Raw genomic sequence first — 22,173 nt, 5'->3', positions numbered from 1 at the left:
CGACTCCTATTGTTACTCTATATAAATCAAATTTTTAATAAATTTCCTGAATCGACTTTTACTCTGGGGTTACGTTTCATACCGTGCCGATTCCCAGGCGTGGAGCGCGTGTTTTCGGGTTTCTCCCCAGTGGTAGCCGCCGATTTTTCCGCTCTGTTGGATGACGCGGTGGCAAGGTATCAGGAAGGCGACCGGATTGGCGCCGACGGCCAGGCCAACGGCCCTTGCCGCATTGTGATGCCCGACGGCGGCGGCCACCTGGGAATAGCTCACGACGGTTGCCGGGGGGATTTTCAGCAGGGCTTTCCAGACGCTAATCTGAAAGTTGGTGCCGGTAACATGTAACGAGATTGGGCGGTCCGGCGGCTTTTTTACCGCGAACAGTGTTTCTATCACCGCTCGTATCCGTGGCTGATTTTCGTGCAGCAAGGCATGTGGCCACATGTTATGTAATTCTGACCGTTGCTCGCCTGCGTCTGCGTTGTCCAGAAAGGAAAGGCTACAGATACCCCGAGGGGTGACGGCAATAAACGCGTTGCCGAACGGTGTATCCTGAACCGCGTATTCGATGACCAAGCCTGTACCCTGTTGTTGGTATTCCCCCGGTGTTACCGCGTCCAGGTGAACGAAGTGGTCGTACAACCGTGAGCCGCTGCTTAACCCCACCGAGTCGGCCACGTCGAGTAGCGGCCTTGACTCGCGCAGCAACGCCTTGGCACGTTCCAGGGTCAGCACTTGCAGGAAGCGTTTAGGCGTGACGCCGGCCCAGCGACTAAACAGCCGCTGGAAGTGGAAGGGGCTTAAGTGTACGTGAGCGGCAATTTCGTCGAGCGTCGGCTGGCTGTTGACCCGGCTGGCGATAAACGTGATGGCATCGGCTATGCGTGCGTAGTCTGACATCGTAATCCTTTCTCCCTTTATCGGTCGTTATTCGTGTGTGGGTGAGGGCGGGGTTGGGCCAAGTATGGGAAGTTATGCGCCTTGTGGCGACCCGGATCTTGCTGTTTTTGTGCCGTCATAAAGCCCGATGCCGAGGTCTTCACGTTGAGAGGGGCGGATTTCGTGCGTTTGTTGATGCAGGATAATCGAATGGTGAAGGAGAGCGCTTATCATGGCGCGCGCAGATCAATCCGCGGTGAACCACCGGTGGACATCAGGCATGTCTGATACGGTGTGGCGAAGATTGCGGCGTCAACGCAGGATGGTGAACGGCGATCATGTGAATGGCGAGTTGATATCGCCTTTGAGCTTACTCTTTGATTTATTTTAAAATAAATGAAAAGAGTCTCAATTGTAAGGTGTTTGTCATTAGTTCGTTGGATGATGGGTGTGAGCCTGTTATTTTTTTTAAAAAAGCTCTTTTTATTATGGTGATGACTGGTTTTTTTCTGCAATTTGATAACGGTTCGATGTCTTTCATTATGTGCCTGCAAGCCTTGCAACCGGTGCATTGAACCGAAAAAGCATCGCGGGGGCGTTAATGGCAGTGATGCCGTCTTCCTTGCTTTTTTAGCGTTCGCCTTCGTGCTGGTATGTAATCTATCATTACGGCAAACTAAACACTGTACATACCGTTACACAGCAACGCTCATCATAGAAGATTAGCCTAGTATATAGTATCGGAAAAAAACAGTGGTTGAGTGGCTGTGAAGATGAAAATTAACAAATTCCAAACAAATTGATGTGATGTAGTTTTACTTTTATGATGAAAATCAAAAATACTCTCTGCCTACATATCATGATGGCGACCCTTGCCGTCTTGTTTCTTAGTGTTCCCCCGCTGGTGACAAGCTTTGATCCGCCGCTAAAATTTCAGCCGTTGATTAGAACCCTGGAAGGAACGCCAAAAGAGCTGAAAGAAAAAATAGCCGCCATTTCCCATGCGTTGCAAGGCAATGCCATTTTCTTCATCGGAGCCTCCGAGGTTTCTACGTCCGAAGATGAATATTACGCGGTGTATAATTACTTTAATAACCAGTTGCAGCGGCCGGTGGTCGCTTATGGTGATATTTATATCGATAATATCACGCATTTTTTACTGCTGGCGCGTTTTAAAAACGACCTGAACGCGAACAGCAAGGTCGTTTTGCAACTGGCGCCCGATAGTTTTTACGGTGATGGTATCCCACCAGCGGTTTTTGCCGATAATTTCCCGGCGCCGATTTTTAATCCGCTGATGGAAGATGAGCAGACGCGTCCTTTACTGGTTGATTATTTACAGCATATTAATGAGGACGAGATCAGTCATTTAACGTTTGGTCAAATGAAGATTTATGGCTGGCATCCGACTATTATTTGGCAAGAGGTGAGTTATCAGTTTGCAAATTTCTGCGAAATGATAAAAAAGTATTGGCTGGATGTGTTGCAGATTGTTCCTCAACCGGAAAGACCGTGGCCTCGTCAGCCCAATAACGCGATTACGCCGGATTGGGATCGTGAATTGGCACATGCTCAGGAACTGAATAAACCCCGCCAGCAAAGCGCAGAAACGTTGTGGATGGATAAGTCTGTTTTCGACGACGATCCAACGCAGGATGAATGGGATAACGCACCGCTATTCCCCACGCAAATGGAGACGTTTGAAGCGACGATAAAACTGCTGAAAGAGCGCAACGTCCAGGTGGTGGTGATTATGGATGCGGTCAATCCGTGGGCGATTAAAAATCACGAGAAATTTCAGTCGGTTGATAAACAAATCAAGGCGATTCTGGATGAACATCAGGTGCCTTATCTGGATATGTACGCACTGCCTTATCAGAACGGCTGGAACTGGGACCGGTTGCACCCGACGGATCCTGCCTGGGTCGTGATGGACCGCTTTATTGCAGAGAGTTTTAAATGATGAAATACGCTATTCGCCTTTTTTTCCTTTACCTCTTTCTGGCGGTGACCATCGTCGCGTGGACTTCTGTTGATGACAGCATGAGTTTAAAAGTGCATTTTGAATATCAAAAGTTCTGAAGGATGAATGATGTATAGCTCCGGAACATTTTTTTTCTGCCTGTTTTCATTAGCACTGTTGTTCGTGCTGGTTAATCGGGTATTGCATTACCGGCTGACTTATTTATCCGGCATTTCTGTGTTGGTGTTATTAGGCTGGGGATATATTTTCCAGGGTGATTATATTATCCCCGTGGTAGTTTTCCTGAGCTTTTATATTATTGTGACGCTGAAAGAAAAGGGCTGGTTAAAGACCTGGCAGGCCGTTACCCTGACGTTGCTGCCGTTGTTGTTGGTGAAATTACACCTGAACAACCATTGGGGAATGATTGGCCTATCATTCATGACGTTTCGCGCCGTTGATGTATTACTGTATCGGACTCAAAAAGACGGCCGGAATTTCCTGCATTACCTTTGCTATCTCTTTATGCCGTTGGTGATCCAGGCCGGCCCGATGTACCGCTGGCGGTCGTGGATAACGGATATTAAGAAGCCGGATTTTCGGCTTACCCGTGAGCAGTTCTTACCTGCCATGGAGCAAATTTTTATCGGTATTATCCAGAAGTTCTTATTTGCGATGCTGATAGATAACCTGGTTATTCAGTCGTGGAGCCATCGCCCGTTTACGTTGAGCGTCGGCGTGGTGATGTCGGCGGCTTACAGTGCGTATCTCTACTTTGATTTTGCCGGTTACAGCAATATGGCCATCGGCGCCGGGCGCTTATTCGGCCTGTCTATTCCGGCAAACTTCAATATGCCTATTCTGGCTAAAAACCCGCAGGATTTCTGGCGCCGCTTCCACATTAGTTTGTCTGAGTGGCTAAGGGATGTGGTTTTTATGCCGATTTATATGAATCTGATGAAGATCGATTTTTTCCGACAAAATAAAACGCTGGCACAAAACATCGGTATATTTTGCACCCTGTTTTGTATGGGAGCATGGAACGGACTTGAACGGCACTATATCATCAGCGGCGCGCTGTTTGGCGCCATTTCGGTTGCACATAACATGTTGCAGTGGTCAGCCAAACGCAGCCCAACGCTCAGCAACTGGTTACATTATCCAGTGATTGTGTTTCTGGGAAGAATGTTGACGCTGGCCAGCGCCGCTGTCTCCCTTTACATCTTTAGCGGAATGTCTCCACTATGAACTACCTCTCCGAGCTTAAGGAACTGCAAGATTTCTTGCACACAGCATTACTCGAGCCCGCGAACCCACGGCAACTGGCGATTAGCGGCAGCGACGAAGCATTGACCTGGCAACAGCTCTCCGTAGCCGTTACCGATTGGTCACAGCGCTACCGGCGCTGTCAGCAGCCTGCCGGTACTCCGGTAGTTCTATACGGGCATCAGCAGGCGGAATTTGCCGTAGCGATTTATAGCTGCCTGCTGCATAACATTCCCTACATCCCGGTGGACTGTATCTATCCGCAGGAACGGCTCAACGAGATTTGCCGGCAGGCGAAAGCGCCTTACTACTATGATGTGGCGACACGGCAGTTTATGACCACCGGCGAGGCGGGGCAGGTGTTGGCCGAGCAGGATCTGGCTTATATCATGTTCACTTCCGGCAGTACCGGAAAGCCCAAAGGCGTGCAGATCGGGCGTGAAAGCCTGTGGCATTTCATGAAGTGGGTTCGTCAGGATTTTGCACTGCCTGAGTTGCCGGTGTTGATGAATCATGCGGTATTCAGCTTTGATCTCTCGTTGATTCCGTTACTGGCGAATCTGGCGACCGGGGGGCACATTGTCCTGAATGCGAAAGAGGATATCGCCGCGGAAAACTGGTTGGATCGGCTGAAAAGCAACGGCGTTTCCGTGTGGGTTTCCACGCCGTCTTTTGCCTACCAGCGGCTGCTTTCCCCACAGTTCAACAGCGACTATTTGCCTGACCTCGGCGTTTTCGTGTTCATCGGTGAAGTATTAAACAAAGCGCTGGTCAAACAACTGCGTCGCCGCTTCCCACATGCCAAAATTCTCAACTCGTACGGCCCGACGGAAGCGACCATCGCAACCACCGTCATCGACATTACCGATGAGGTACTGAACAGTGGGAACGACCTGCTGCCGGTGGGGGCGATGATGCCGGATTCCAGAATGGAGATCACCGCAGAGGGTGAGCTGATTATCTGGGGTAAAAACGTGATGCGTGGTTACCTTGGGCTTGCGCAGGAGAACGCGGAGAAGTTGCTGCACCGTGAGAGTGAGGAATTCCGGGGTTATAAAACCGGCGATCTGGGCTACGAGGTTGACGGCATTCTGTATTGCCAGGGCCGGAATGACAGCCAGATCAAACTGAACGGTTACCGCATTGAAATCAACGAGATTGAAAATCGTCTGCTGGCTATGCCGGACATTAGCGAAGCGGTAGTGTTGCCGTTAATGAAATCAGGGGGCGGCGTGTTGCGTATTGCGGCCTTCTGCGTGACGAAAATGGCCCCAGATGCGATTAAGACTTCACTTTCGCAGGTGATCCCGCATTACATGGTGCCCTCTCAAATTATTATTAAAGATGCGTTACCGCTGAATCCTAACGGTAAAATAGATCGTAAACTGCTGGATACTCATGCCCGCACTAATTAATTACTCCAGGAAAATATGATGGAACAAGAAATACTCGCCCTGTTTGAAAAGGTCTTATCCCGTAAAGTGGGGTTTAACGATGAGCTGATCGAGTCCGACATCCTCGATTCGATTCTGGCGGTCGATCTGGTGCTGGAAGTGCAGGACGTGTACGGCTGCATGATCGCGCCGACCGACGTCGCTAACGTTCTGAAGACCCCGGCGGATTTGGCTCGTTACATCGAAGAGCATCGCGGTTAAGAAGAACCTCGCGGTTAAGCCTGAAACGGCGATTGTTTTTTGTCTTTATGACCCCGGATAGCTTCATCCGGGGTTTTTTATTTCAGACAGCGCCGACGTTGCGGCCTTATCGTTTCGTCGCATCGCCCATTTTCTATACTGAACGGGCGTCATCCCCATCAACTGTGAAAACGCGCGCCTGAACGCCGTATCTTCACTGTAACCACACTCTTGCGCCACCCGCTTGATGTTGGCTATCGGGTTTTCGAGCAACAGACAGGCTGTTTCGATTCTAACGCGCGTAATAAAATTTTTCGGGCTCTCGTTGGTGAGCTCTTTGATTTTTCGGTGCAGTGTCCGATCGCTAAAATTTAGGGCGCGAGCCAGCTCTTCCGCCGTGATTGACGGGTTCTCGTATCGGATCAGGTGTTCTGCGCGCAGCAGTAACGGATTCACCGTATTCATAAACCCTTGCGGAGCATAAATGCGCTGCGACAACGGCTGGCTGTCGGCAACGGCGATATCCGCCGCCAGTTTGGCGATGTCGGGGCCGGCCTGCTGTCGAATAATATGCAGCGCAAGCTCAACCCAGGATAGCGGGCCGCCGGTCGTGATGATGCCGTCCTGCTCTTCCAGCGCTTTTCCCCATACCGGTTTCGCCTTGGGATAACGCTGCTTAAAGGTGTGGTAGAGCCACCAGGTGGTGCTGCAAAACCGCCCATCCAGCAGCCCGGCTTCACCTAAAATGAAACTTCCGGCACAGGCGCCGCCTATCTGCGCGCCTCGCTGGTATTGCTGTTTCAGCCAGCACGCCGATTCGCCAACGGAGCTGGCCGACGCCGGTAATTTATCGGGGCCGAGCATCATGCCGGTGGCCAGCACCATGTCTGATTTCTCGCTAGCGTCAAACGAGCTGTCGACGTAGATAAGCCGTCCCTGCGCGTCGCGCACCGGCTTGCCATCGGCACTGATAATCGCGGTTTCAAAACACAGGCCGGCGGACGCGGGCAGCGCTTTCCCTTCCGGTCGTGTCATCAGCGCCTGATTGACCATCCAGAACATGTCGGCCAGCCCCGCAATGGCCGACGACATGCTACCGGGCAGAGCCAGAATGGAGATACGCATCGCGATGTCTCTTTGTCGGTGAATATTGGCTGATTTTGCATGAACCATGTCATGTTTGCCACCTTACCGCCAACACTTATGCCGATTACACTTCAACCATTCCGTATCGCAAGGGCGACAACACCAGGGAAGCCCCGGCGATCATCATTAATCTGCCAAAGGAGAGTCTATGACGCATTCCCGTCCTGCCTGGCTGCGCAAACTGGCTATCGGCCTGGGGTTGCTTCTCTTTGCCAGTGTTCAACCTATTGCGGAGGCCGCGACAATTAAAAATATCGTATTAGTTCATGGCGCCTTTGCCGATGGCTCCAGTTGGTCGGCCGTTACGGCCAGATTGCAGGACATGGGATACCAGGTGACGGCGGTTCAAAATCCGCTGACCTCGCTGGCGGATGACGTCGGCGCGACAAAGCGCGTGTTGCAACGCCAGCACGGGGATGTGTTGCTGGTGGGGCACTCATGGGCGGGGGCGGTCGTCACCGAAGCCGGTAATGCGCCGAACGTTCGTGGGCTGGTGTATTTGTCGGCGCTGGTGCCGGATAGCGGAGAATCCGTTGCCGATTTATTGCAGCGTCTGCAAGCGCCGATGGAAGGGCTCGCGCCGGATTCAAATGGGTTAATCTGGCTGGATAACCCGAAACAGTATCGTGCGGTTATGGCCGCGGATGTGCCGTTAAAACAAGTGCGGCAATTAACGGCAGCCCAACAGCCCATCGCCGCCAAAGCGTTTAGCGATAATGTTCAGCACGCGGCGTGGAAAGATAAACCCACGTGGTATTTGTTGACGGAGAATGACAACGCATTAAATCCATCGGTTCAGAAAAAAATAGCCGGGCATATCGGTGCAACCGTGGTGTCGATTTCATCCAGCCATATGTCTGTTGTGTCCCACCCTGATGTTGTTGCGAAATTTATTGATCAGGCAGCCAAAGCAATTAAGTGATGATGCCCGTCCTGTATTCAGATTGATGGCGGGTTATTTTTTCTGATTCGTCTGTGGTGATGTATTGATACACATTGCAGAGAGTCATCCGGTTGCTGATGTTTTGATGCCTGAATGATGTTCGCGTTTAAATATAAAAGAGAGGTTGTCGTGAATATATTACATATCGATTCCAGTATTCTTGCGGATAGTTCAGTCACACGGCGGCTTTCTGCTGAAGTAATTGAACAGTTAGTCAAACAGTATCCGGATGCCGCGCTGTCTTACCGTGATGTGGTTAACGATGAAATACGCCATCTTACCGGCGCTATTGTTGCGGGCTTTCGTCAGATAGACTCTGCGCCGGCCGACAGTGAGACCTTACGGGAGCATCGGGTTTCTGAGCAATTGGTATCGGAGTTTCTGGCTAATGACGTGATTGTCATCGGCGCGCCGATGTACAACTTTTCCGTATCCAGCCAATTGAAAGCATGGCTGGACAGAATCGCCCAGGCCGGAAGGACATTTAAATATACGGAAAACGGACCGGTAGGGTTGTCCGGCGGTCGAACGATTATTATTGTTTCTGCACGCGGCGGTTTTTATACCGAGCAGCCTTTCGCCGGTATGGATTTTCAGGAGCGTTATCTTCAGGCGTTTTTTCGGTTTCTCGGTATTACCGATGTTTATTTCATTCGCGCGGAAGGGGCGTCAAAAGGCGATGAAATAAGAAGTCGTGAAATTAAAAATGCCCAATCTTCTATTCAGTCAATGATTGATTCTATCGCTGTCTAATTTATTGATTAAGGTGGTCGCTATGTTACATGCCATTACACTTGAATACGCCGGCACAAAACATGAACTTGAAAAATATATTGATGCACACAAAAAGTGGCTCGCTGAGAATATTAAACAAGGACGGGTGGTTTTTGCCGGCCCATTAGAAGACGGAACCGGCGGATTTATTCTGGCGCACGGTACGGAGAGTGCGGCGGTGGTGGAGATGTTATCGGATGATCCGTTCGTCCATCAGGGATTGGTTCGCGTCGAGATCAAAACGATCGAACCGGCAATTTGCTCGGGGCATTTTTACGCCGGCTGGGCGGGGGAAGCGAAATCTCTGTGATGATTGGCCTGTGCAGGCAACAGGAGACGTAGCCCCGTCTCGCGATGCCGCAACAAAACGCCCCGTCGGTTAACGGAATAAGCGATGGGGACCGTTCGGCCGATATCGGCAACATCGCTTACCGCATTATCTCGGGTATACAAATAAGTGAATCTCGTCAAGGTAACCTCGTGAGTTTGTGTTAGGGTATGCTTCTCAGGGAGTCGCCCGGTTCCCGGTTCTTTGCCCGTCCGAGTTTTTATCATGTATGAGTTCAAACTGGTTTTACTGTTGCTCCAGCAGATGTGCGTGTATCTGGTGATCGCTTATTTGCTCAGTAAAACGCCGCTGTTCATCCCGCTGATGCAGGTCACGGTCCGGTTGCCGCATAAACTGCTGTGCTATGCCATGTTTTCCATGTTCTGCATTATGGGCACCTATTTTGGCCTGCATGTGCAGGATTCCATCGCCAATACCCGTGCGATCGGCGCGGTGCTCGGCGGGCTGTTGGGTGGCCCCGGCGTCGGTATTCTGGTGGGAATGACCGGCGGGTTGCATCGCTATTCGCTGGGAGGGATGACCGCATTCAGTTGCATGGTCTCGACCATCGTTGAAGGGCTGCTGGGCGGCATGGCGCACCGCTTGCTGATGCGCCGGGGACGGGTTGACCGGTTGTTTAACCCATTTACCGTGGCGGGTGTGACCTTTATCGCCGAATTGCTGCAAATGGCGATCATTCTGTTGTTGGCCCGGCCGTTTGATGACGCGCTGAAGCTGGTGAAAGACATTGCGGCGCCGATGATCGTCACCAACAGTATCGGCGCGGCGATGTTTATGCGCATCCTGCTGGACCGGCGCGCCATGTTTGAAAAGTACACGTCGGCGTTTTCCGCCCGGGCATTGAAAATCGCCGCCTGCACCGAAGGTATCCTGCATAAAGGGTTTAACGAAGAAAACAGTATGCGGGTGGCGCAGGTTATCTATCAGGAGATGGATATCGGCGCGGTGGCGATCACCGATCGTGAGAAACTGTTGGCCTTTATCGGCATCGGTGACGATCACCACCTGCCGGGAACGCCGATCGCCTCGGGTCACACCCGGCGCGCCATCGAGCATAACGAGGTGGTCTACGCCGACGGCAACGAGACGCCGTATCAGTGCTCGTTGCAGTCTGGCTGTCGTCTCGGGTCAACGCTGGTGATCCCGCTGTGCGGCGAAAATCAGCAGGTGATCGGCACCATCAAGTTGTATGAAGCCAAAAATCGGCTATTCAGCTCCATCAACCGCACCTTCGGCGAAGGCATCGCCAGCTTGCTGGCGGCACAAATCCTGGCCGGACAGTACGAACGCAGCAAGCAGATGCTGACGCAATCGGAAATCAAACTACTCCATGCCCAGGTCAATCCACACTTTCTGTTTAACGCGCTCAATACGCTGTTGGCGGTGATCCGCCGCGATAGCGACCAGGCGGGCAAGCTGGTGCAGTCGTTGTCGACGTTTTTTCGCAAAAACCTCAAACGTTCGGAAGAAGTCGTGACGCTGGCTGATGAGGTCGAGCATGTGAATGCTTACCTGCAAATCGAAAAGGCGCGCTTTCAGGAGCGGCTACAGATCCGTTTTGACCTGCCGGCGGAATTAATGTCGATGCGATTACCGGCATTTTCATTGCAGCCGCTGGTGGAAAATGCGATTAAACACGGAACCGCTCACCTGTTGGGGACGGGAGTCATCACTATCAGCGCCAGTCGGCTTGGGGAGCGCCTGTTGTTAAGCATTGAAGATAACGCCGGTTTGTACCAGCCGGGCACCAACTGCACCGGGCTGGGAATGAATCTGGTGGATAAACGCATCCGCATCCGCTACGGCAATGAATATGGTTTGAACGTAGAATGCGAGCCGGACCGTTATACCCATGTCCATCTGACGTTGCCCTGCGAGGAAAGCCACGGATGTTGAGCGTGCTGATTGTTGATGATGAACCGCTGGCGCGAGACAACCTGCGTTGCCTGCTGGAGCAGGATGACGGCCTGGAGCTGGTGGGAGAGTGTGCCAACGCGGTAGAGGCGATCAGCGCCATTCACCGGCTGCACCCTGATGTGGTATTTCTGGATATTCAGATGCCGCGCATCAGCGGGCTGGAGATGATCGGCATGATCGATCCGGATAATATGCCCTACATCGTGTTCATTACCGCTTACGATGAGTACGCGATTAAAGCGTTTGAAGAACAGGCGTTCGACTATCTGCTTAAACCGATTGATCCGCAGCGGCTGGCGAAAACCTTGCGTAATCTGCACCGGGAACGTCCCGCGCAGAATATCGACACATTGTCCGACCATCAGCGCGGGTTGGATTATATTCCCTGTACCGGCCACAGCCGGATCTACCTGATGAAAAGCAGCGAAGTACAATTCGCCAGCTCGCGTCAAAGCGGCGTATATGTGACCGGGCCGCAGGGTGAAGAGTGCTTTACCGAATTAACCCTGAAAACGCTGGAAAGCCGTACCCCGCTGGTGCGTTGTCACCGGCAGTATCTGGTCAATATGGATCACTTGCGTGAAATCCGGCTGGAGGAGAGCGGTCAGGCGGAGATTCTGCTGAAAAGCGGCCAGGCGTTGCCGGTGAGCCGCCGTTACCTGAAAACCCTCAAGCAACTGCTTGGTCTTAAAGGCTAAAAGCCCGGCCGTTGCGTTTATTGCCGCTATTGATGAGGCTGGCGCGGGGCTCCGCGTCGGCTCCCGACCTCGGTACTGCGCCTGGCCGCAGCGTGAATTTTCGTCAACTTAAGTAAAAATTTCTCACCGCTTATCCCGGTATGCGACCGGTCATCCGCTTATCCGACCGCTGACGCAAAATCCGCTATGACCCGACTTTTAGCCTGACTACAGTAACAGTACGTGACTACATCATTAGTAACTATACCCGTCATACTTTTCGTTGCAGGCGTTGCAGGTGTGTTGGCGTTATGACTCGGCCTCTTCCTGGGCCTTGCGTTGTTCAACATGCAAGCCGGTTGTGCTGCAACTCGAATTATTTAGGGTAATACACAAATAAGAAGAGTAAACGCTATGAAAGATAAACTTCTCAGGCATCTTCCCTGGGCTTTACTGGGGGTCATCGGGGCGTGCTGTCTTGGCGTGGTTGCATTGCGCCGCGGCGAACATGTCAGCGCCATGTGGATAGTCGTCGCTTCGGTGGCGGTCTACCTGGTCGCTTACCGTTACTACAGTCTGTATATCGCGCGTAAGGTGATGCAACTTGACGCTAACCGCGCTACACCCGCCGTAGTCAACAACGACGGGCTCAACTATGTGCCGACCAACCGCAATGTGTTGTTCGGCCACCACTTTGCCGCCATCGCCGGTGCCGGCCCGCTGGTGGGGCCGGTGCTGGCCGCTCAGATGGGCTACCTGCCCGGCACCCTGTGGCTGCTGGCCGGTGTGGTACTGGCGGGCGCGGTACAGGATTTCATGGTGCTGTTCATGTCGACCCGCCGCAACGGCGTATCGCTGGGGGAAATGATCAAAGAGGAAATGGGGCCGATACCCGGCACTATCGCGCTGTTCGGCTGCTTCCTGATTATGATCATCATTCTGGCGGTGCTGGCGCTGATCGTGGTGAAAGCGCTGGCGGAAAGCCCGTGGGGCGTATTTACCGTCTGCTCCACCGTACCGATCGCGCTGTTCATGGGCATCTATATGCGCTTCCTGCGCCCCGGCCGGGTTGGGGAAGTGTCTGTCATCGGTATCGTGCTGTTGCTGCTGTCCATCTGGTTTGGCGGTGTTATCGCGCATGATCCGTACTGGGGCCCGGCGCTGACGTTCAAAGATACCACCATCACCTTTGCGCTGATCGGTTATGCGTTTATCTCTGCGCTGCTGCCGGTGTGGCTGATTCTGGCGCCGCGCGACTACCTGGCGACGTTCCTGAAAATCGGGGTGATCGTCGGTCTGGCGATCGGCATCGTCATCATCAACCCTGAGCTGAAAATGCCGTCCATGACGCAGTTTATCGACGGCACCGGCCCGGTGTGGAAGGGCGCACTGTTCCCGTTCCTGTTTATTACCATCGCCTGTGGCGCGGTATCCGGTTTCCATGCGCTGATCGCGTCCGGTACGACGCCGAAGCTGCTGGCGAACGAAACCGATGCCCGGTTTATCGGTTACGGCGCGATGCTGATGGAGTCCTTTGTCGCCATCATGGCGCTGGTCGCGGCGTCGATTATCGAGCCGGGTTTGTATTTCGCCATGAACACCCCGCCGGTCGGGCTGGGCTTTACCATGCCTAACCTGCACGAGCTGGGTGGCGCCAACGCGCCCGCCATCATGACGCAGTTGCATGATGTCACCACCGTGGCGGCGGCGACCATCAGTTCCTGGGGCTTTGTGATTTCGCCGGAGCAGATCCTGCAAACCGCGAAAGACATCGGCGAACCGTCGGTACTGAACCGTGCCGGTGGCGCACCGACGCTGGCGGTGGGTATCGCTTATGTGTTCCACCAAATCATCCCGAGCGCCAATATGGGCTTCTGGTATCACTTCGGTATCCTGTTTGAAGCGCTGTTCATCCTGACTGCGCTGGATGCCGGCACCCGCTCCGGGCGCTTTATGTTGCAGGACTTGCTGGGTAACTTCGTCCCCTTCCTGAAGAAAACCGATTCGCTGATCGCCGGTATCGTCGGCACTGCCGGTTGCGTCGGCCTGTGGGGCTACCTGTTGTATCAGGGCGTGGTCGATCCGCTGGGCGGCGTCAAGAGCCTGTGGCCGCTGTTCGGCATCTCCAACCAGATGTTGGCCGCCGTGGCGCTGGTGCTGGGCACAGTGGTGCTGATCAAGATGAAACGTACGCGCTATATTTGGGTAACGATGCTGCCGGCGATTTGGCTGCTGATTTGCACCACCTGGGCGCTGGGGCTGAAGCTGTTTAGCGATAACCCGCAGATGGAAGGCTTCCTGTATCTGGCGCGTGTTTACAAGCAGCGTATTGCCGAAGGCACCGATCTGAGCGCTCAGCAGATTGCCAACATGCATCACATCGTCGTGAACAATTACACCAATGCCGTGCTGAGCGTTTTGTTCCTGGTGGTGGTGTATAGCATAATCTTCTATGGTATTCGCACGGCGTTGCAGGGGCGTCAGCAGGCGGAACGTTCCGATCGCGAAACACCTTATGTGCCGGTGCCGGAAGGCGGCGTGAAGATCTCCTCTCACCACTAAGCGGGAGCGAGGACAATACCGCCGACAGGCGCCTGCATGGGCCTGTCGGCGTTCATGTCTGTCGATGCTCATATCTATCAGGCGCTCACACAAAGAGAGGGCGATATGTTCGGAAACCTTGGGAAAGCGGGAAAATATCTGGGGCAGGCCGCCAGAATGCTGGTGGGCATCCCGGATTATGATAACTACGTGCAGCATATGCAGACCAACCACCCGGACCAGGATGTGATGAGCTACGAGGAGTTTTTCCGCGAGCGCCAGCAGGCCCGCTATGGCGGCAGCGGCAAAGGCGGTTTCCGATGCTGTTGAACGTCTGAGCGCGATAAGGAGTTTTTTGATGATGGCTAACGTATTACCCGCGACGATTCTCACCGGTTTTCTCGGTGCCGGTAAAACGACGCTGTTGCGGCATCTGCTGCATGTCGATCACGGTGAAAAGATCGCGGTGATTGAAAATGAATTCGGCGCGGTGGCGATTGATGATGCCTTGCTGGGCGACCGGGCCACGCGTATCACCACCCTGAGCAACGGCTGCATCTGTTGCAGCAGCGCCAATGAACTGTCGGATGCGCTGCATGATCTGCTGGATGGGGTCGACAGCGGCGAGCTGATATTCGAGCGGCTGGTGATCGAGTGTACCGGCATGGCTGATCCGGGGCCGGTGATTCAAACCTTTTTTTCCGACGAACGCCTGAGCCAGCGTTTCCTGCTGGACGGGGTGATCGCGCTGGTCGATGCGGTTCATGCCGACGATCAACTGAACCGGCATACCGTGGCGCAGGCGCAGGTAGGCTACGCCGACCGGATTTTGCTGACCAAGACCGATCTGGCGGGGGATACCCAGGCGCTGGAAGCGAGACTGGCGCGTATCAATGCGCGTGCCACGCTGCATCGGGTGCTCAACGGCGAGATCGACCACCGGCAGATCTTCGGGGTGGACGGTTTCATGCTCAACGACCGTTTGCCGGTATCTCTGCCGCGTTTCCGGCCGTTGATCGAACAGGATAACGCCATCACCTCACTGGTGGTGCAACTGACGCGCCCGGTGGAGATGGCGGCGGTATCGGCGGTGATGGAGCAACTGCTGGTGAATTGCGCCGACAACCTGTTGCGTTATAAAGGCGTGCTGGCGATCGCCGATGATGATCGCCGCTTGTTGTTTCAGGGGGTACAACGGCTCTACAGCGCCGATTGGGATCGCCCATGGAACGCGGACGAACCGCGCGAAAGCGTGATGGTATTTATCGGCATCCGGCTGCCGGAAGACGATATCCGCCGCGCATTCGATGCGCTGAATGCATCATGAATGCTTGCCGGGTGATAACGCATCCGGCAACCCCCACCTTCCTTGTTTCAGCCTATCGTTGTTTTCTTCCTTACCTTGCCAGCCGTGCTTTGAGCGTCACCGATGGTTTTTCATTGAATAGCCGCTGGTAGTCGCAGGCGAACTGGCTCAGGTGCCAGAACCCCCACTGCATTGCGGCGTCCTGCACGGTGTGATGACGGGAGTAGGGGCTGACCAGCTCGCGGCGAACCGCATTAAGGCGGATCATCTTCAGCCAGGCGTTGGGACCACACCCCATGACATCGCAGAAAGCATTTTGCAACGTGCGGCGGCTGACGTGCAGGCGGCGGCACAGATCGAGCACCGTGACCGGCTCCGACTGCTGGCTGAGTACGTATTCTCTGGCGCGGCCGATCAGGCTGCGATAGCCGATGCGTTTATCGGTATGTGCGGAGCTGGCGTCGGCCGGCTGGGCGCTTTCCAGAAACGAGATTACCGTGGTCAGCAGGTTGTGCTTCATTACTTTGGCCGTGTTGCTATGCTGCAAACGTTGCGGCTCGTTGCAGCCATACCACAGCGCTTCGCGTACGAATGACCAGAGGATTTCCCGCCTGTGCGGTTCCACCAACAAGGTGGCGCTCTGCGCCAGCAGCCGGGTGAGTTGTTCCGGCTCTTCAAGCACATCGGTGTATTGCAACAGTTCGTCGCGGGAGATAGCCACGCCCAGAATGGCGTAATCATCCGGCGTGTTCAGTTCGAATTCTTTGCCGCCGGGGCTGACGGCAATCGCGCCGTTGCCGATGGGCTGAGATCCGATGAAGCCGGTGCCGGCATGGCGAGCGGGAATGCCGAACCAGAAAGAGTCCGGCCATATCATGCAGGACTGGCGCAACGCCAGATTGGTGTATTCGTGGCAGAGCTGGATGCCGTCGAGCAGGATTTCGCGTAATTCCCCCTGAAAGTGGCCCGGCGAAACCTGATCGTAAATCTGTTGCCAGGCGGTGATGGTGCGGGACTGGGCATAGACATCCTGTGTCTGTCGCTGATGGACGTTATCGTCCGGCGATACCGCCGTTGCCGCCGGGAAACGGCGTTCTGCATCCAGATGGTGCAGGTTGACCGGATTGTGTTTCATCGTCAGCTCACCTCCGTGACAATGTCGGGCAGGGTCTGCAAAGCATCACCCGTTATACGGCATTCGGTTTTGGAGGAACAGGCGCTAAAGCACACTTTACCTTCTCGCTGGCAGGCCCGTCCTCGTATCACTTCCTTGGTTTCTCTCCCTTGTGGCTGTGGCGGGGGGGATTGCCGTCGGCGATTCACCAACGGCAATTCGCCAACGGCAATAACGAGATGAACGTATTCAGGCGATACGGAACATATCCACCAGCACACAGCGACGCAGACGTACAAAGGTGCGCGCCGAAGTCACGCCTTCGCCGGTCGGCGTCGAAATCGTCATGGAAGTCCAGCCTTCGCCGCCCAATCCCAGACCGGCGATACAAGGGCCGTTTTTCACGAAAATACTGGTATTGATGGCATTGGCCATGCGGTTCAGGTTTCTGATATTGGTGGAATGCATCGCGGCGGTGTGGCGACAACCGCTCTCCAGCTTCACCGCCAGCGCGATGGCGTCATCCACGTTCTTCACCCTGATAACCGGCAGCACCGGCATCATCAGCTCGGTGACGGCAAACGGGTGGTCGGCGTCGGTTTCCGCCAACAGCAAGCGAGTGTGCTCGCTGACCTCCAGGCCGATGGCGGCGGCAAGTTTGGCGGCATCGCGCCCGACATAGTCGCGGTTGACGCGGCCTTTACCCTGCTCGTCAATGTCGCTCAACAGTGCCGGCAGCAAGCGTTCGGTTTGCTCCGGCGTGAGCAGCACGGCGTTGTTGCGCTGCATTTCCGCCAACAGCGCATCGGCTACGCGGTCTACCACGATCAGCACTTTCTCATCGGCACAGATAATGTTGTTGTCGAATGAAGCGCCTTTAACGATGGCGCGGGCTGCTTTCGGAATATCCGCCGTTTCATCCACCACGACCGGCGGGTTGCCTGCGCCGGCAGCGATCAGCCGTTTGTCGGTGTGCTTGCGTGCCGCTTCCACCACCGCTTCGCCGCCGGTCACCACCAGCAGGCCGATGCCGGGGTAGCGAAACAGACGTTGCGCGGTTTCGATGTTAGGGTCGGAAACGCTAACCAGCAGGTTTTCCGGACCACCGGTAGCGACGATGGCTTTATTCAGCAGACTGATGGTGCGTAATGACACATTTTTCGCCGACGGATGGGGTGCGAACACCACGCTGTTGCCGGCCGCGATCATGCTGATGGCGTTGTTGATCACCGTCGCCGCCGGGTTGGTCGAAGGCGTGACCGACGCAACGACGCCCCAGGGCGCATTTTCAATTAACGTCAGGCCATTGTCGCCGGTCAGCACTTCCGCCGACAGGCATTCGATGCCGGGGGTATGGCGCGCCTGCGATACGTTTTTGATGTATTTATCGACTACGCGGCCCATGCCGGTTTCGGCGACCGCCATTTCCGCCAGCACTTGTGCATAGCGCTCGCCGGCGACCCGAATGGCCTTAATGACTTGTTGGCGCAATTCGACGCTGCTCAGTTGCTGTTGCGCCAGCGTTGCGGCCTGAACGGCGTCGTCAAGCGAGTCGAAAATACCGCTCGGCGCGTCAAACATCGCTGGCAGGGGCATCGGTACTGTCGGTTCGATCACGGAGTGTTCCATAGGGCTTATCCTCTAGTTATGTCACCTGGTTACGCGTCGTTGATCACCGGTCTGGAGCGGATTGATCAAACGTGCAGTGGTCAAAAGTACGGATGCGGATTCAGTGTCTTATGCAGGCCGGGCCGCGTGTGGCTCGGTATGCACAGAGGCTGCCGGCATGGCTGGCTGCGTCGCGACGGGGGAATCTCATCCTTGAGAGAACCCTTCCATTATTTATGCCGCGCCAGTACGGATGGCGGCGGCCCGGTGTTTCCTGTGTTGGCTTGCGGTTCCTGTGTTGGCTTTCGGTTCCTGTGTTGACTTGTGGTTCCTGTGTTGACTTATGGTTATTGTGGCAACGGCTCGCCAAAGCGAATAACAAAATTCGGCAAGTCGACATAAAGGGTGAAAGAGATCACGAAAAAAAAACGCCTGATTAACAGAACGGAAATCGTCGGGATGAGACGGGGGCGGAGCGACGCCCCCGTAGCGCCGTCATCGGCGGTGTGCCGCCAGGGTGACCGGCATGTCGTAGCTTATCGGCCCGTCGCAATAGTTGGTGATGCTCAACCAGTCAGCCGGGTAACCGATGGGAATGGCGGGCGGGTTTTGCGGGCGCAACGGCGGTGAATTGATATAACCATCGGAGTATTTGGCGATCAGCCTATCCGCCAGCGCCCACCAGCGGGCGAGTACCTCGTCGGTGTTTTGTTCGCACAGCCGGGCCAGTTGCGCCGGGTCCGGCTGCTGCGTCATGGCGTTGTCCCACTGTGCCACGCGCGCGTCTTGCTGCGCTTCCAGCGTGTGCTGCAACGGCTGGATATCCACGTGGTACATCCGCTGATAATTGAGTCGGGCCCAGTTGGCAACGAAATCGAACGCCCACCATGCCGCCCGGCGATCAAATTGCTGGGGATCGCCGCTTTGGTAGGCGGCGGGCAGGTCGGGGAGTTTGGTCGGGAAGGGCGCAAAACAGGTCGTGTAAGCCACGTCCGGGCCGAACCAGACAATGCCGCGGGTCAGCTCCGGCGCCGCGGGGCGGGTTTGCGCCACGTAGGTATAACCTTGATAGAACACCGAAATGGCGCGTTCCCAGGCGCCGAGCAGCGTACGGTCGGCGGAGACATTGTTCTGGTTGCCGTCGTAGGGGCCGACGTAGCGGTTGGGATCGCCATAGGGTCCGGCCGCGACGCCTTTGGTCAGGTCGAACGGGGTACCTTCGTAGTGGTCGCGGTACAGCGCGAACAGGTCGCGAGCGACCAGCGGGGTTTTGGGGGTAACCGAGAACGGGTAGTCGGTAGTGTAACTGCCGCCGTTCACCCACGGGCTGAGGCCGAGATCCGGATTGATGCGATCGAAGATGCGCCAGACGCGGCGCAGCGAATAGTAGGGGTGGTTGTATTCCCCCCAACTGACCGATTTCAGCCAGTCGACCGGGCCTTGTTCCGGCGTTGCCCAGCCGACTTTTTTCAACCCGGGCAGTAAGTGGTTGGAAAACAGCTGATCCGGCGAGTCCTGCCGGATTTCCCGGATACGGAATTCGTTGGCCGCTACGAAGACGGTGCCGTCCGGGACGCGCTGCGCGACCCAGGCCGAGTGGTAGATTTCATCCGGCAGCGCGCACATTTCAAATACCCAGCCTTCGCTTTCATCCGCAACCAACAAGGTTTCGCCGGTGGAGAAATAACCGTATTCGTCAATCAACGCCCCCATCAATTCCACCGCTTCCCGAGCGGTTTTGCAGCGTTCCAACGCAATGCGCGACAACTCGGCGCTGTAGAACAGGCGACAGTGGGTGTTGCTTTCGGCGGCTTGCTGCATTGTGACGTGCGCCGGTTCGTACTTGGCGCCGTTGGTGCATTCGCCGAACATGAGATTATGTTCGTTCATGATGCCGTAGTTGCCGTCGAAATAGGCGTAGGTGTGCTCAACCTGCGCAATGGTGCCGATTATCGGTGTTTCCGGCCAACCGGGCGTCTGGTAGCCGGCGCCCCGGTCCTGGCTGACGATGCGCGGATAGCTGACGTTGGTGCCGTCGATGATCCCGCGCCGGCTGCCCGGCGCATGGTGCTGCGCCGGTACATAGATAAAGCGCTGATCCGACAGTTCGTCATCGTCCGAATGGGTCACCATCGTGGAGCCATCGGCGGTGGCGCCGCGGGTGATAATCATTGTGGTACACATGGTTTACCTGACCTTAAATGAAGCCGATGCACGCAGGAGCGGGCTTCGGCCCGAGTGGATAAACGGGCCCCGACCGCAGCCGGAGCCCGGAGCGGGCGCTTATTGGCCTTTGCTATCCAGCGCGGTGGCGATCACGCTGCCCAGCGGGACGGGATTTTTATCGTTGCGGTGGCTAACGGCGTCGATGGCCCATTTTTCCAACGCCACCCGATCTTTCTGGAAGATCATCATGTGGGTCGAGCCGCCGAATTCGAAGTGACCGATTTCGACGCCGCGGGTGATGCCGACCGGTTCGGCGCTCTCTTCAACGATAAAGGTGCTGGGTTCGATCACGCAGCTGGAGACTTCCACCATGCCGATGCAGATGAGCGCCACGTAGCCGCAGGTCTTGTGCCGGAAGATAAACACCGCGCGCGCGGCCACATGGCCGAGGTACGGCTGCGACTCGGTGCCTTCCCAGGTGCCCTGATTTTCGCCCTGTCCGGGACGTTGAGCGAAGTAAGTACCCGGTTCAACCCAGGAACGCACCAGAAAACCGTCCAGCGGCGCGTTCCAGCGATGATAATGGGTAGCGGAGAGGAAACCTTGATAGAGCTGCCCTCCCTCGAACAGTTTGGCCCATTGCCGCTGACCACCGAATAGATCGAGCAGCGAATAGGGAATGTCTTTGACCCAGAACCGGCTCTCCAGTTGCAACTGGTCGGCATAGCGCCACGGCGTGGTTTCACAGCCGATGTCTATCTGGGTATTCGGATCGCCCTGGAATGGGCGTGCGCCGGGGACGAACTGACGGATAAAGAAATCGTTCCAACTGGCGAAACCGTAACCCGGCAGGTTGGGGTCGTGCTGCATCTGGTTCCAGACGCCGGCTTGGTACGCGCCTTTGGAGATCCAGGAGCCGGGTTTTTCTGGTTGTGCGATATCGAGTTTGTCGAGCGAGGCGCTGCTTTTCAGGAAGCTGTTCCAGGCGTCCAGCACCTGACGGAACTGCTGGTTGAACGTCGCATCGTGGAATAGCGCCACGCCTGCTTCTGTGCCCATTGCGACCGCCAGAAATGCATTCATCGGCGTCCCGACTTGTGCGGTGGTGTTGAACGACGGCGAGGTGGTGATGATTTCGTTGAGGATCTCGAAGAAGCTGTCATAGCTGTCTATCCAGGTGACGTCGCCATCGTCGCTGATCTCCTTACGGGTGGATTCGGGCAGCGAAGCCACATAAGCGTTGGATTGTTCGATCATGCTATTGAGCCACATACGGTAGACGCTATGGTTGGTGACCCAGTTTTTAAAGTTCTGGAGCACCGGCTGCATCGGCGTCAGGGTATTGGTCTGTTTTTTGTTGGCGATATGTTCGCGCAGCGGTATCAGGAATTTGGCGGTAGCCCATACCCGGTTGGGCACCCAAAATCCCATCTGGATCGGCCCGGCGTTATCCAGGGTCAGCAGGCTGTGCCCGCTGCTTTCGTAATGTGGCGACTGCTCTGTTTCAGGTGTGCTTGCTGTGTGGCTTTTGGTGTGAGTCATAGCATTTCCTCTCGATAGAACGTGTCAATCTCGAACCATGAATGTGTCGCCACCCGGAAAAGACCGTTGCACAGGCTGCTGCCGTGCTGACGGTAGCCTCGTCTCGTTATGTTCGAACAACGTACAACCTGGTGGTGTGAAGAAAGGAAAGCGAAGGGTGGCAAGGGTGAAAAGCGCTATGGGTATATACCCTAAATAATTCAAGTTGCAGGACAACACGCTAGCGTGTTGAACAACGCAACGCGTTGGCCCGTAAGGGCAAGGCTCATTAGAGCCTTGTAACGCGGCAACAGAGCGAATCCCCGGGAGCTTACTCAAGTAAGTGACTGGGGTGAGCGAGGGCAGCCA

At 55.2% G+C, this 22,173-nt stretch carries 18 protein-coding genes; 12 read left to right on the top strand and 6 right to left on the bottom strand.

Annotation, left to right across the window (positions count from 1 at the left end; all coding sequences use genetic code 11):
- Positions 1-69: 69 nt before the first annotated feature.
- On the bottom strand, positions 70-900 hold the full coding sequence (locus FDP13_RS17985) for a methylated-DNA--[protein]-cysteine S-methyltransferase (RefSeq protein WP_143840058.1): 831 nt from the start codon (positions 898-900) through the stop codon (positions 70-72).
- Between the two features lie 805 nt (positions 901-1,705).
- Between FDP13_RS17985 and FDP13_RS17980 the strand changes: the two genes are divergently transcribed.
- The 4 genes from FDP13_RS17980 (at position 1,706) to FDP13_RS17965 (ending at position 5,763) form a co-directional block, all read left to right on the top strand.
- Positions 1,706-2,842, top strand: a complete 1,137-nt coding sequence (locus FDP13_RS17980; protein WP_033581072.1) for a D-alanyl-lipoteichoic acid biosynthesis protein DltD — start codon at positions 1,706-1,708, stop codon at positions 2,840-2,842.
- A gap of 129 nt (positions 2,843-2,971) precedes the next feature.
- Entirely contained in the window at positions 2,972-4,090 is a 1,119-nt protein-coding gene (locus tag FDP13_RS17975) for a cytochrome c552 (protein ID WP_012768703.1), read from the top strand.
- A complete protein-coding gene (locus FDP13_RS17970; protein ID WP_012768704.1) occupies positions 4,087-5,523 on the top strand; it encodes an AMP-binding protein in 1,437 nt (478 codons plus the stop codon). Before FDP13_RS17975 ends, FDP13_RS17970 begins: the two co-directional genes overlap by 4 nt.
- Positions 5,524-5,541: 18 nt before the next feature.
- Complete coding sequence (locus FDP13_RS17965; RefSeq protein WP_012768705.1) at positions 5,542-5,763, top strand: acyl carrier protein; 222 nt, start codon at positions 5,542-5,544, stop codon at positions 5,761-5,763.
- Between the two features lie 63 nt (positions 5,764-5,826).
- Here the strand turns inward: FDP13_RS17965 and FDP13_RS17960 are convergent, their stop codons facing one another.
- A complete protein-coding gene (locus FDP13_RS17960; protein WP_143840074.1) occupies positions 5,827-6,867 on the bottom strand; it encodes a GlxA family transcriptional regulator in 1,041 nt (346 codons plus the stop codon).
- Positions 6,868-7,036: 169 nt separating this feature from the next.
- Between FDP13_RS17960 and FDP13_RS17955 the strand changes: the two genes are divergently transcribed.
- The 8 genes from FDP13_RS17955 to yjiA all read left to right on the top strand — a co-directional run bounded on the left by FDP13_RS17955 (position 7,037) and on the right by yjiA (position 15,416).
- Positions 7,037-7,810, top strand: coding sequence for an alpha/beta hydrolase (locus FDP13_RS17955; protein ID WP_143840057.1), 774 nt, complete (start codon positions 7,037-7,039; stop codon positions 7,808-7,810).
- Between the two features lie 150 nt (positions 7,811-7,960).
- Positions 7,961-8,584 carry an FMN-dependent NADH-azoreductase gene (locus tag FDP13_RS17950; RefSeq protein ID WP_012768708.1) on the top strand — a complete coding sequence of 208 codons (624 nt, stop codon included), beginning with the start codon at positions 7,961-7,963 and terminating at the stop codon, positions 8,582-8,584.
- A gap of 22 nt (positions 8,585-8,606) precedes the next feature.
- The gene (locus FDP13_RS17945) at positions 8,607-8,915 is read left to right on the top strand and encodes a YciI family protein (RefSeq protein ID WP_027711161.1); all 309 of its coding nucleotides are present in this window, start codon (positions 8,607-8,609) and stop codon (positions 8,913-8,915) included.
- Between the two features lie 243 nt (positions 8,916-9,158).
- Entirely contained in the window at positions 9,159-10,850 is a 1,692-nt protein-coding gene (locus FDP13_RS17940; RefSeq protein ID WP_027711162.1) for a sensor histidine kinase, read from the top strand.
- Positions 10,844-11,569, top strand: a complete 726-nt coding sequence (gene btsR, locus FDP13_RS17935; protein WP_033575748.1) for a two-component system response regulator BtsR — start codon at positions 10,844-10,846, stop codon at positions 11,567-11,569. Before FDP13_RS17940 ends, btsR begins: the two co-directional genes overlap by 7 nt.
- Positions 11,570-11,962: 393 nt before the next feature.
- Positions 11,963-14,110 (top strand): carbon starvation CstA family protein, encoded by a 2,148-nt coding sequence (locus FDP13_RS17930; RefSeq protein ID WP_012768712.1) that lies wholly within the window; start codon positions 11,963-11,965, stop codon positions 14,108-14,110.
- A 105-nt stretch (positions 14,111-14,215) separates the two neighbouring features.
- Positions 14,216-14,419, top strand: a complete 204-nt coding sequence (locus FDP13_RS17925; RefSeq protein ID WP_012768713.1) for a YbdD/YjiX family protein — start codon at positions 14,216-14,218, stop codon at positions 14,417-14,419.
- 31 nt (positions 14,420-14,450) lie between these two features.
- Positions 14,451-15,416: a GTPase gene (gene yjiA / locus FDP13_RS17920; protein WP_027711164.1), complete on the top strand. Its 966-nt coding sequence runs from the start codon at positions 14,451-14,453 to the stop codon at positions 15,414-15,416.
- Positions 15,417-15,486: 70 nt separating this feature from the next.
- Here yjiA and eutR read toward each other — a convergent pair whose 3' ends face one another.
- From eutR to FDP13_RS17900, 4 genes are all read right to left on the bottom strand, one after another.
- The gene (gene eutR / locus FDP13_RS17915; protein ID WP_033575747.1) at positions 15,487-16,530 is read right to left on the bottom strand and encodes an HTH-type transcriptional regulator EutR; all 1,044 of its coding nucleotides are present in this window, start codon (positions 16,528-16,530) and stop codon (positions 15,487-15,489) included.
- A 228-nt stretch (positions 16,531-16,758) separates the two neighbouring features.
- Positions 16,759-18,105 carry an aldehyde dehydrogenase family protein gene (locus FDP13_RS17910; RefSeq protein WP_234424433.1) on the bottom strand — a complete coding sequence of 449 codons (1,347 nt, stop codon included), beginning with the start codon at positions 18,103-18,105 and terminating at the stop codon, positions 16,759-16,761.
- Positions 18,106-18,612: 507 nt separating this feature from the next.
- Positions 18,613-20,301, bottom strand: a complete 1,689-nt coding sequence (locus FDP13_RS17905; protein ID WP_143840055.1) for a dipeptidase — start codon at positions 20,299-20,301, stop codon at positions 18,613-18,615.
- A 99-nt stretch (positions 20,302-20,400) separates the two neighbouring features.
- Positions 20,401-21,825 carry a phosphatidylserine decarboxylase family protein gene (locus FDP13_RS17900; RefSeq protein WP_033575745.1) on the bottom strand — a complete coding sequence of 475 codons (1,425 nt, stop codon included), beginning with the start codon at positions 21,823-21,825 and terminating at the stop codon, positions 20,401-20,403.
- Positions 21,826-22,173: the final 348 nt, after the last annotated feature.

The sequence above is a fragment of the Dickeya sp. ws52 genome (genome assembly GCF_007210685.1).
GTDB lineage: Bacteria > Pseudomonadota > Gammaproteobacteria > Enterobacterales > Enterobacteriaceae > Dickeya > Dickeya chrysanthemi.
The sequence above is the reverse complement of the archived record's forward strand: the minus strand, read 5'-3'. Positions and strand labels throughout refer to the sequence as shown.

Excerpts from the sequence above, each read along its gene's own strand:
- FDP13_RS17900 (WP_033575745.1), bottom strand. The coding sequence starts at position 21,825 with ATGACTCACACCAAAAGCCACACAGCAAGCACACCTGAAACAGAGCAG.
- yjiA (WP_027711164.1), top strand. The coding sequence starts at position 14,451 with ATGGCTAACGTATTACCCGCGACGATTCTCACCGGTTTTCTCGGTGCC.
- FDP13_RS17905 (WP_143840055.1), bottom strand. The coding sequence starts at position 20,301 with ATGTGTACCACAATGATTATCACCCGCGGCGCCACCGCCGATGGCTCC.
- FDP13_RS17940 (WP_027711162.1), top strand. The coding sequence starts at position 9,159 with ATGTATGAGTTCAAACTGGTTTTACTGTTGCTCCAGCAGATGTGCGTG.
- FDP13_RS17980 (WP_033581072.1), top strand. The coding sequence starts at position 1,706 with ATGAAAATCAAAAATACTCTCTGCCTACATATCATGATGGCGACCCTT.
- FDP13_RS17945 (WP_027711161.1), top strand. The coding sequence starts at position 8,607 with ATGTTACATGCCATTACACTTGAATACGCCGGCACAAAACATGAACTT.
- FDP13_RS17965 (WP_012768705.1), top strand. The coding sequence starts at position 5,542 with ATGGAACAAGAAATACTCGCCCTGTTTGAAAAGGTCTTATCCCGTAAA.
- FDP13_RS17930 (WP_012768712.1), top strand. The coding sequence starts at position 11,963 with ATGAAAGATAAACTTCTCAGGCATCTTCCCTGGGCTTTACTGGGGGTC.
- FDP13_RS17960 (WP_143840074.1), bottom strand. The coding sequence starts at position 6,867 with ATGCGTATCTCCATTCTGGCTCTGCCCGGTAGCATGTCGTCGGCCATT.
- FDP13_RS17925 (WP_012768713.1), top strand. The coding sequence starts at position 14,216 with ATGTTCGGAAACCTTGGGAAAGCGGGAAAATATCTGGGGCAGGCCGCC.
- eutR (WP_033575747.1), bottom strand. The coding sequence starts at position 16,530 with ATGAAACACAATCCGGTCAACCTGCACCATCTGGATGCAGAACGCCGT.
- btsR (WP_033575748.1), top strand. The coding sequence starts at position 10,844 with ATGTTGAGCGTGCTGATTGTTGATGATGAACCGCTGGCGCGAGACAAC.
- FDP13_RS17985 (WP_143840058.1), bottom strand. The coding sequence starts at position 900 with ATGTCAGACTACGCACGCATAGCCGATGCCATCACGTTTATCGCCAGC.
- FDP13_RS17910 (WP_234424433.1), bottom strand. The coding sequence starts at position 18,105 with ATGCCCCTGCCAGCGATGTTTGACGCGCCGAGCGGTATTTTCGACTCG.
- FDP13_RS17975 (WP_012768703.1), top strand. The coding sequence starts at position 2,972 with ATGTATAGCTCCGGAACATTTTTTTTCTGCCTGTTTTCATTAGCACTG.
- FDP13_RS17970 (WP_012768704.1), top strand. The coding sequence starts at position 4,087 with ATGAACTACCTCTCCGAGCTTAAGGAACTGCAAGATTTCTTGCACACA.
- FDP13_RS17955 (WP_143840057.1), top strand. The coding sequence starts at position 7,037 with ATGACGCATTCCCGTCCTGCCTGGCTGCGCAAACTGGCTATCGGCCTG.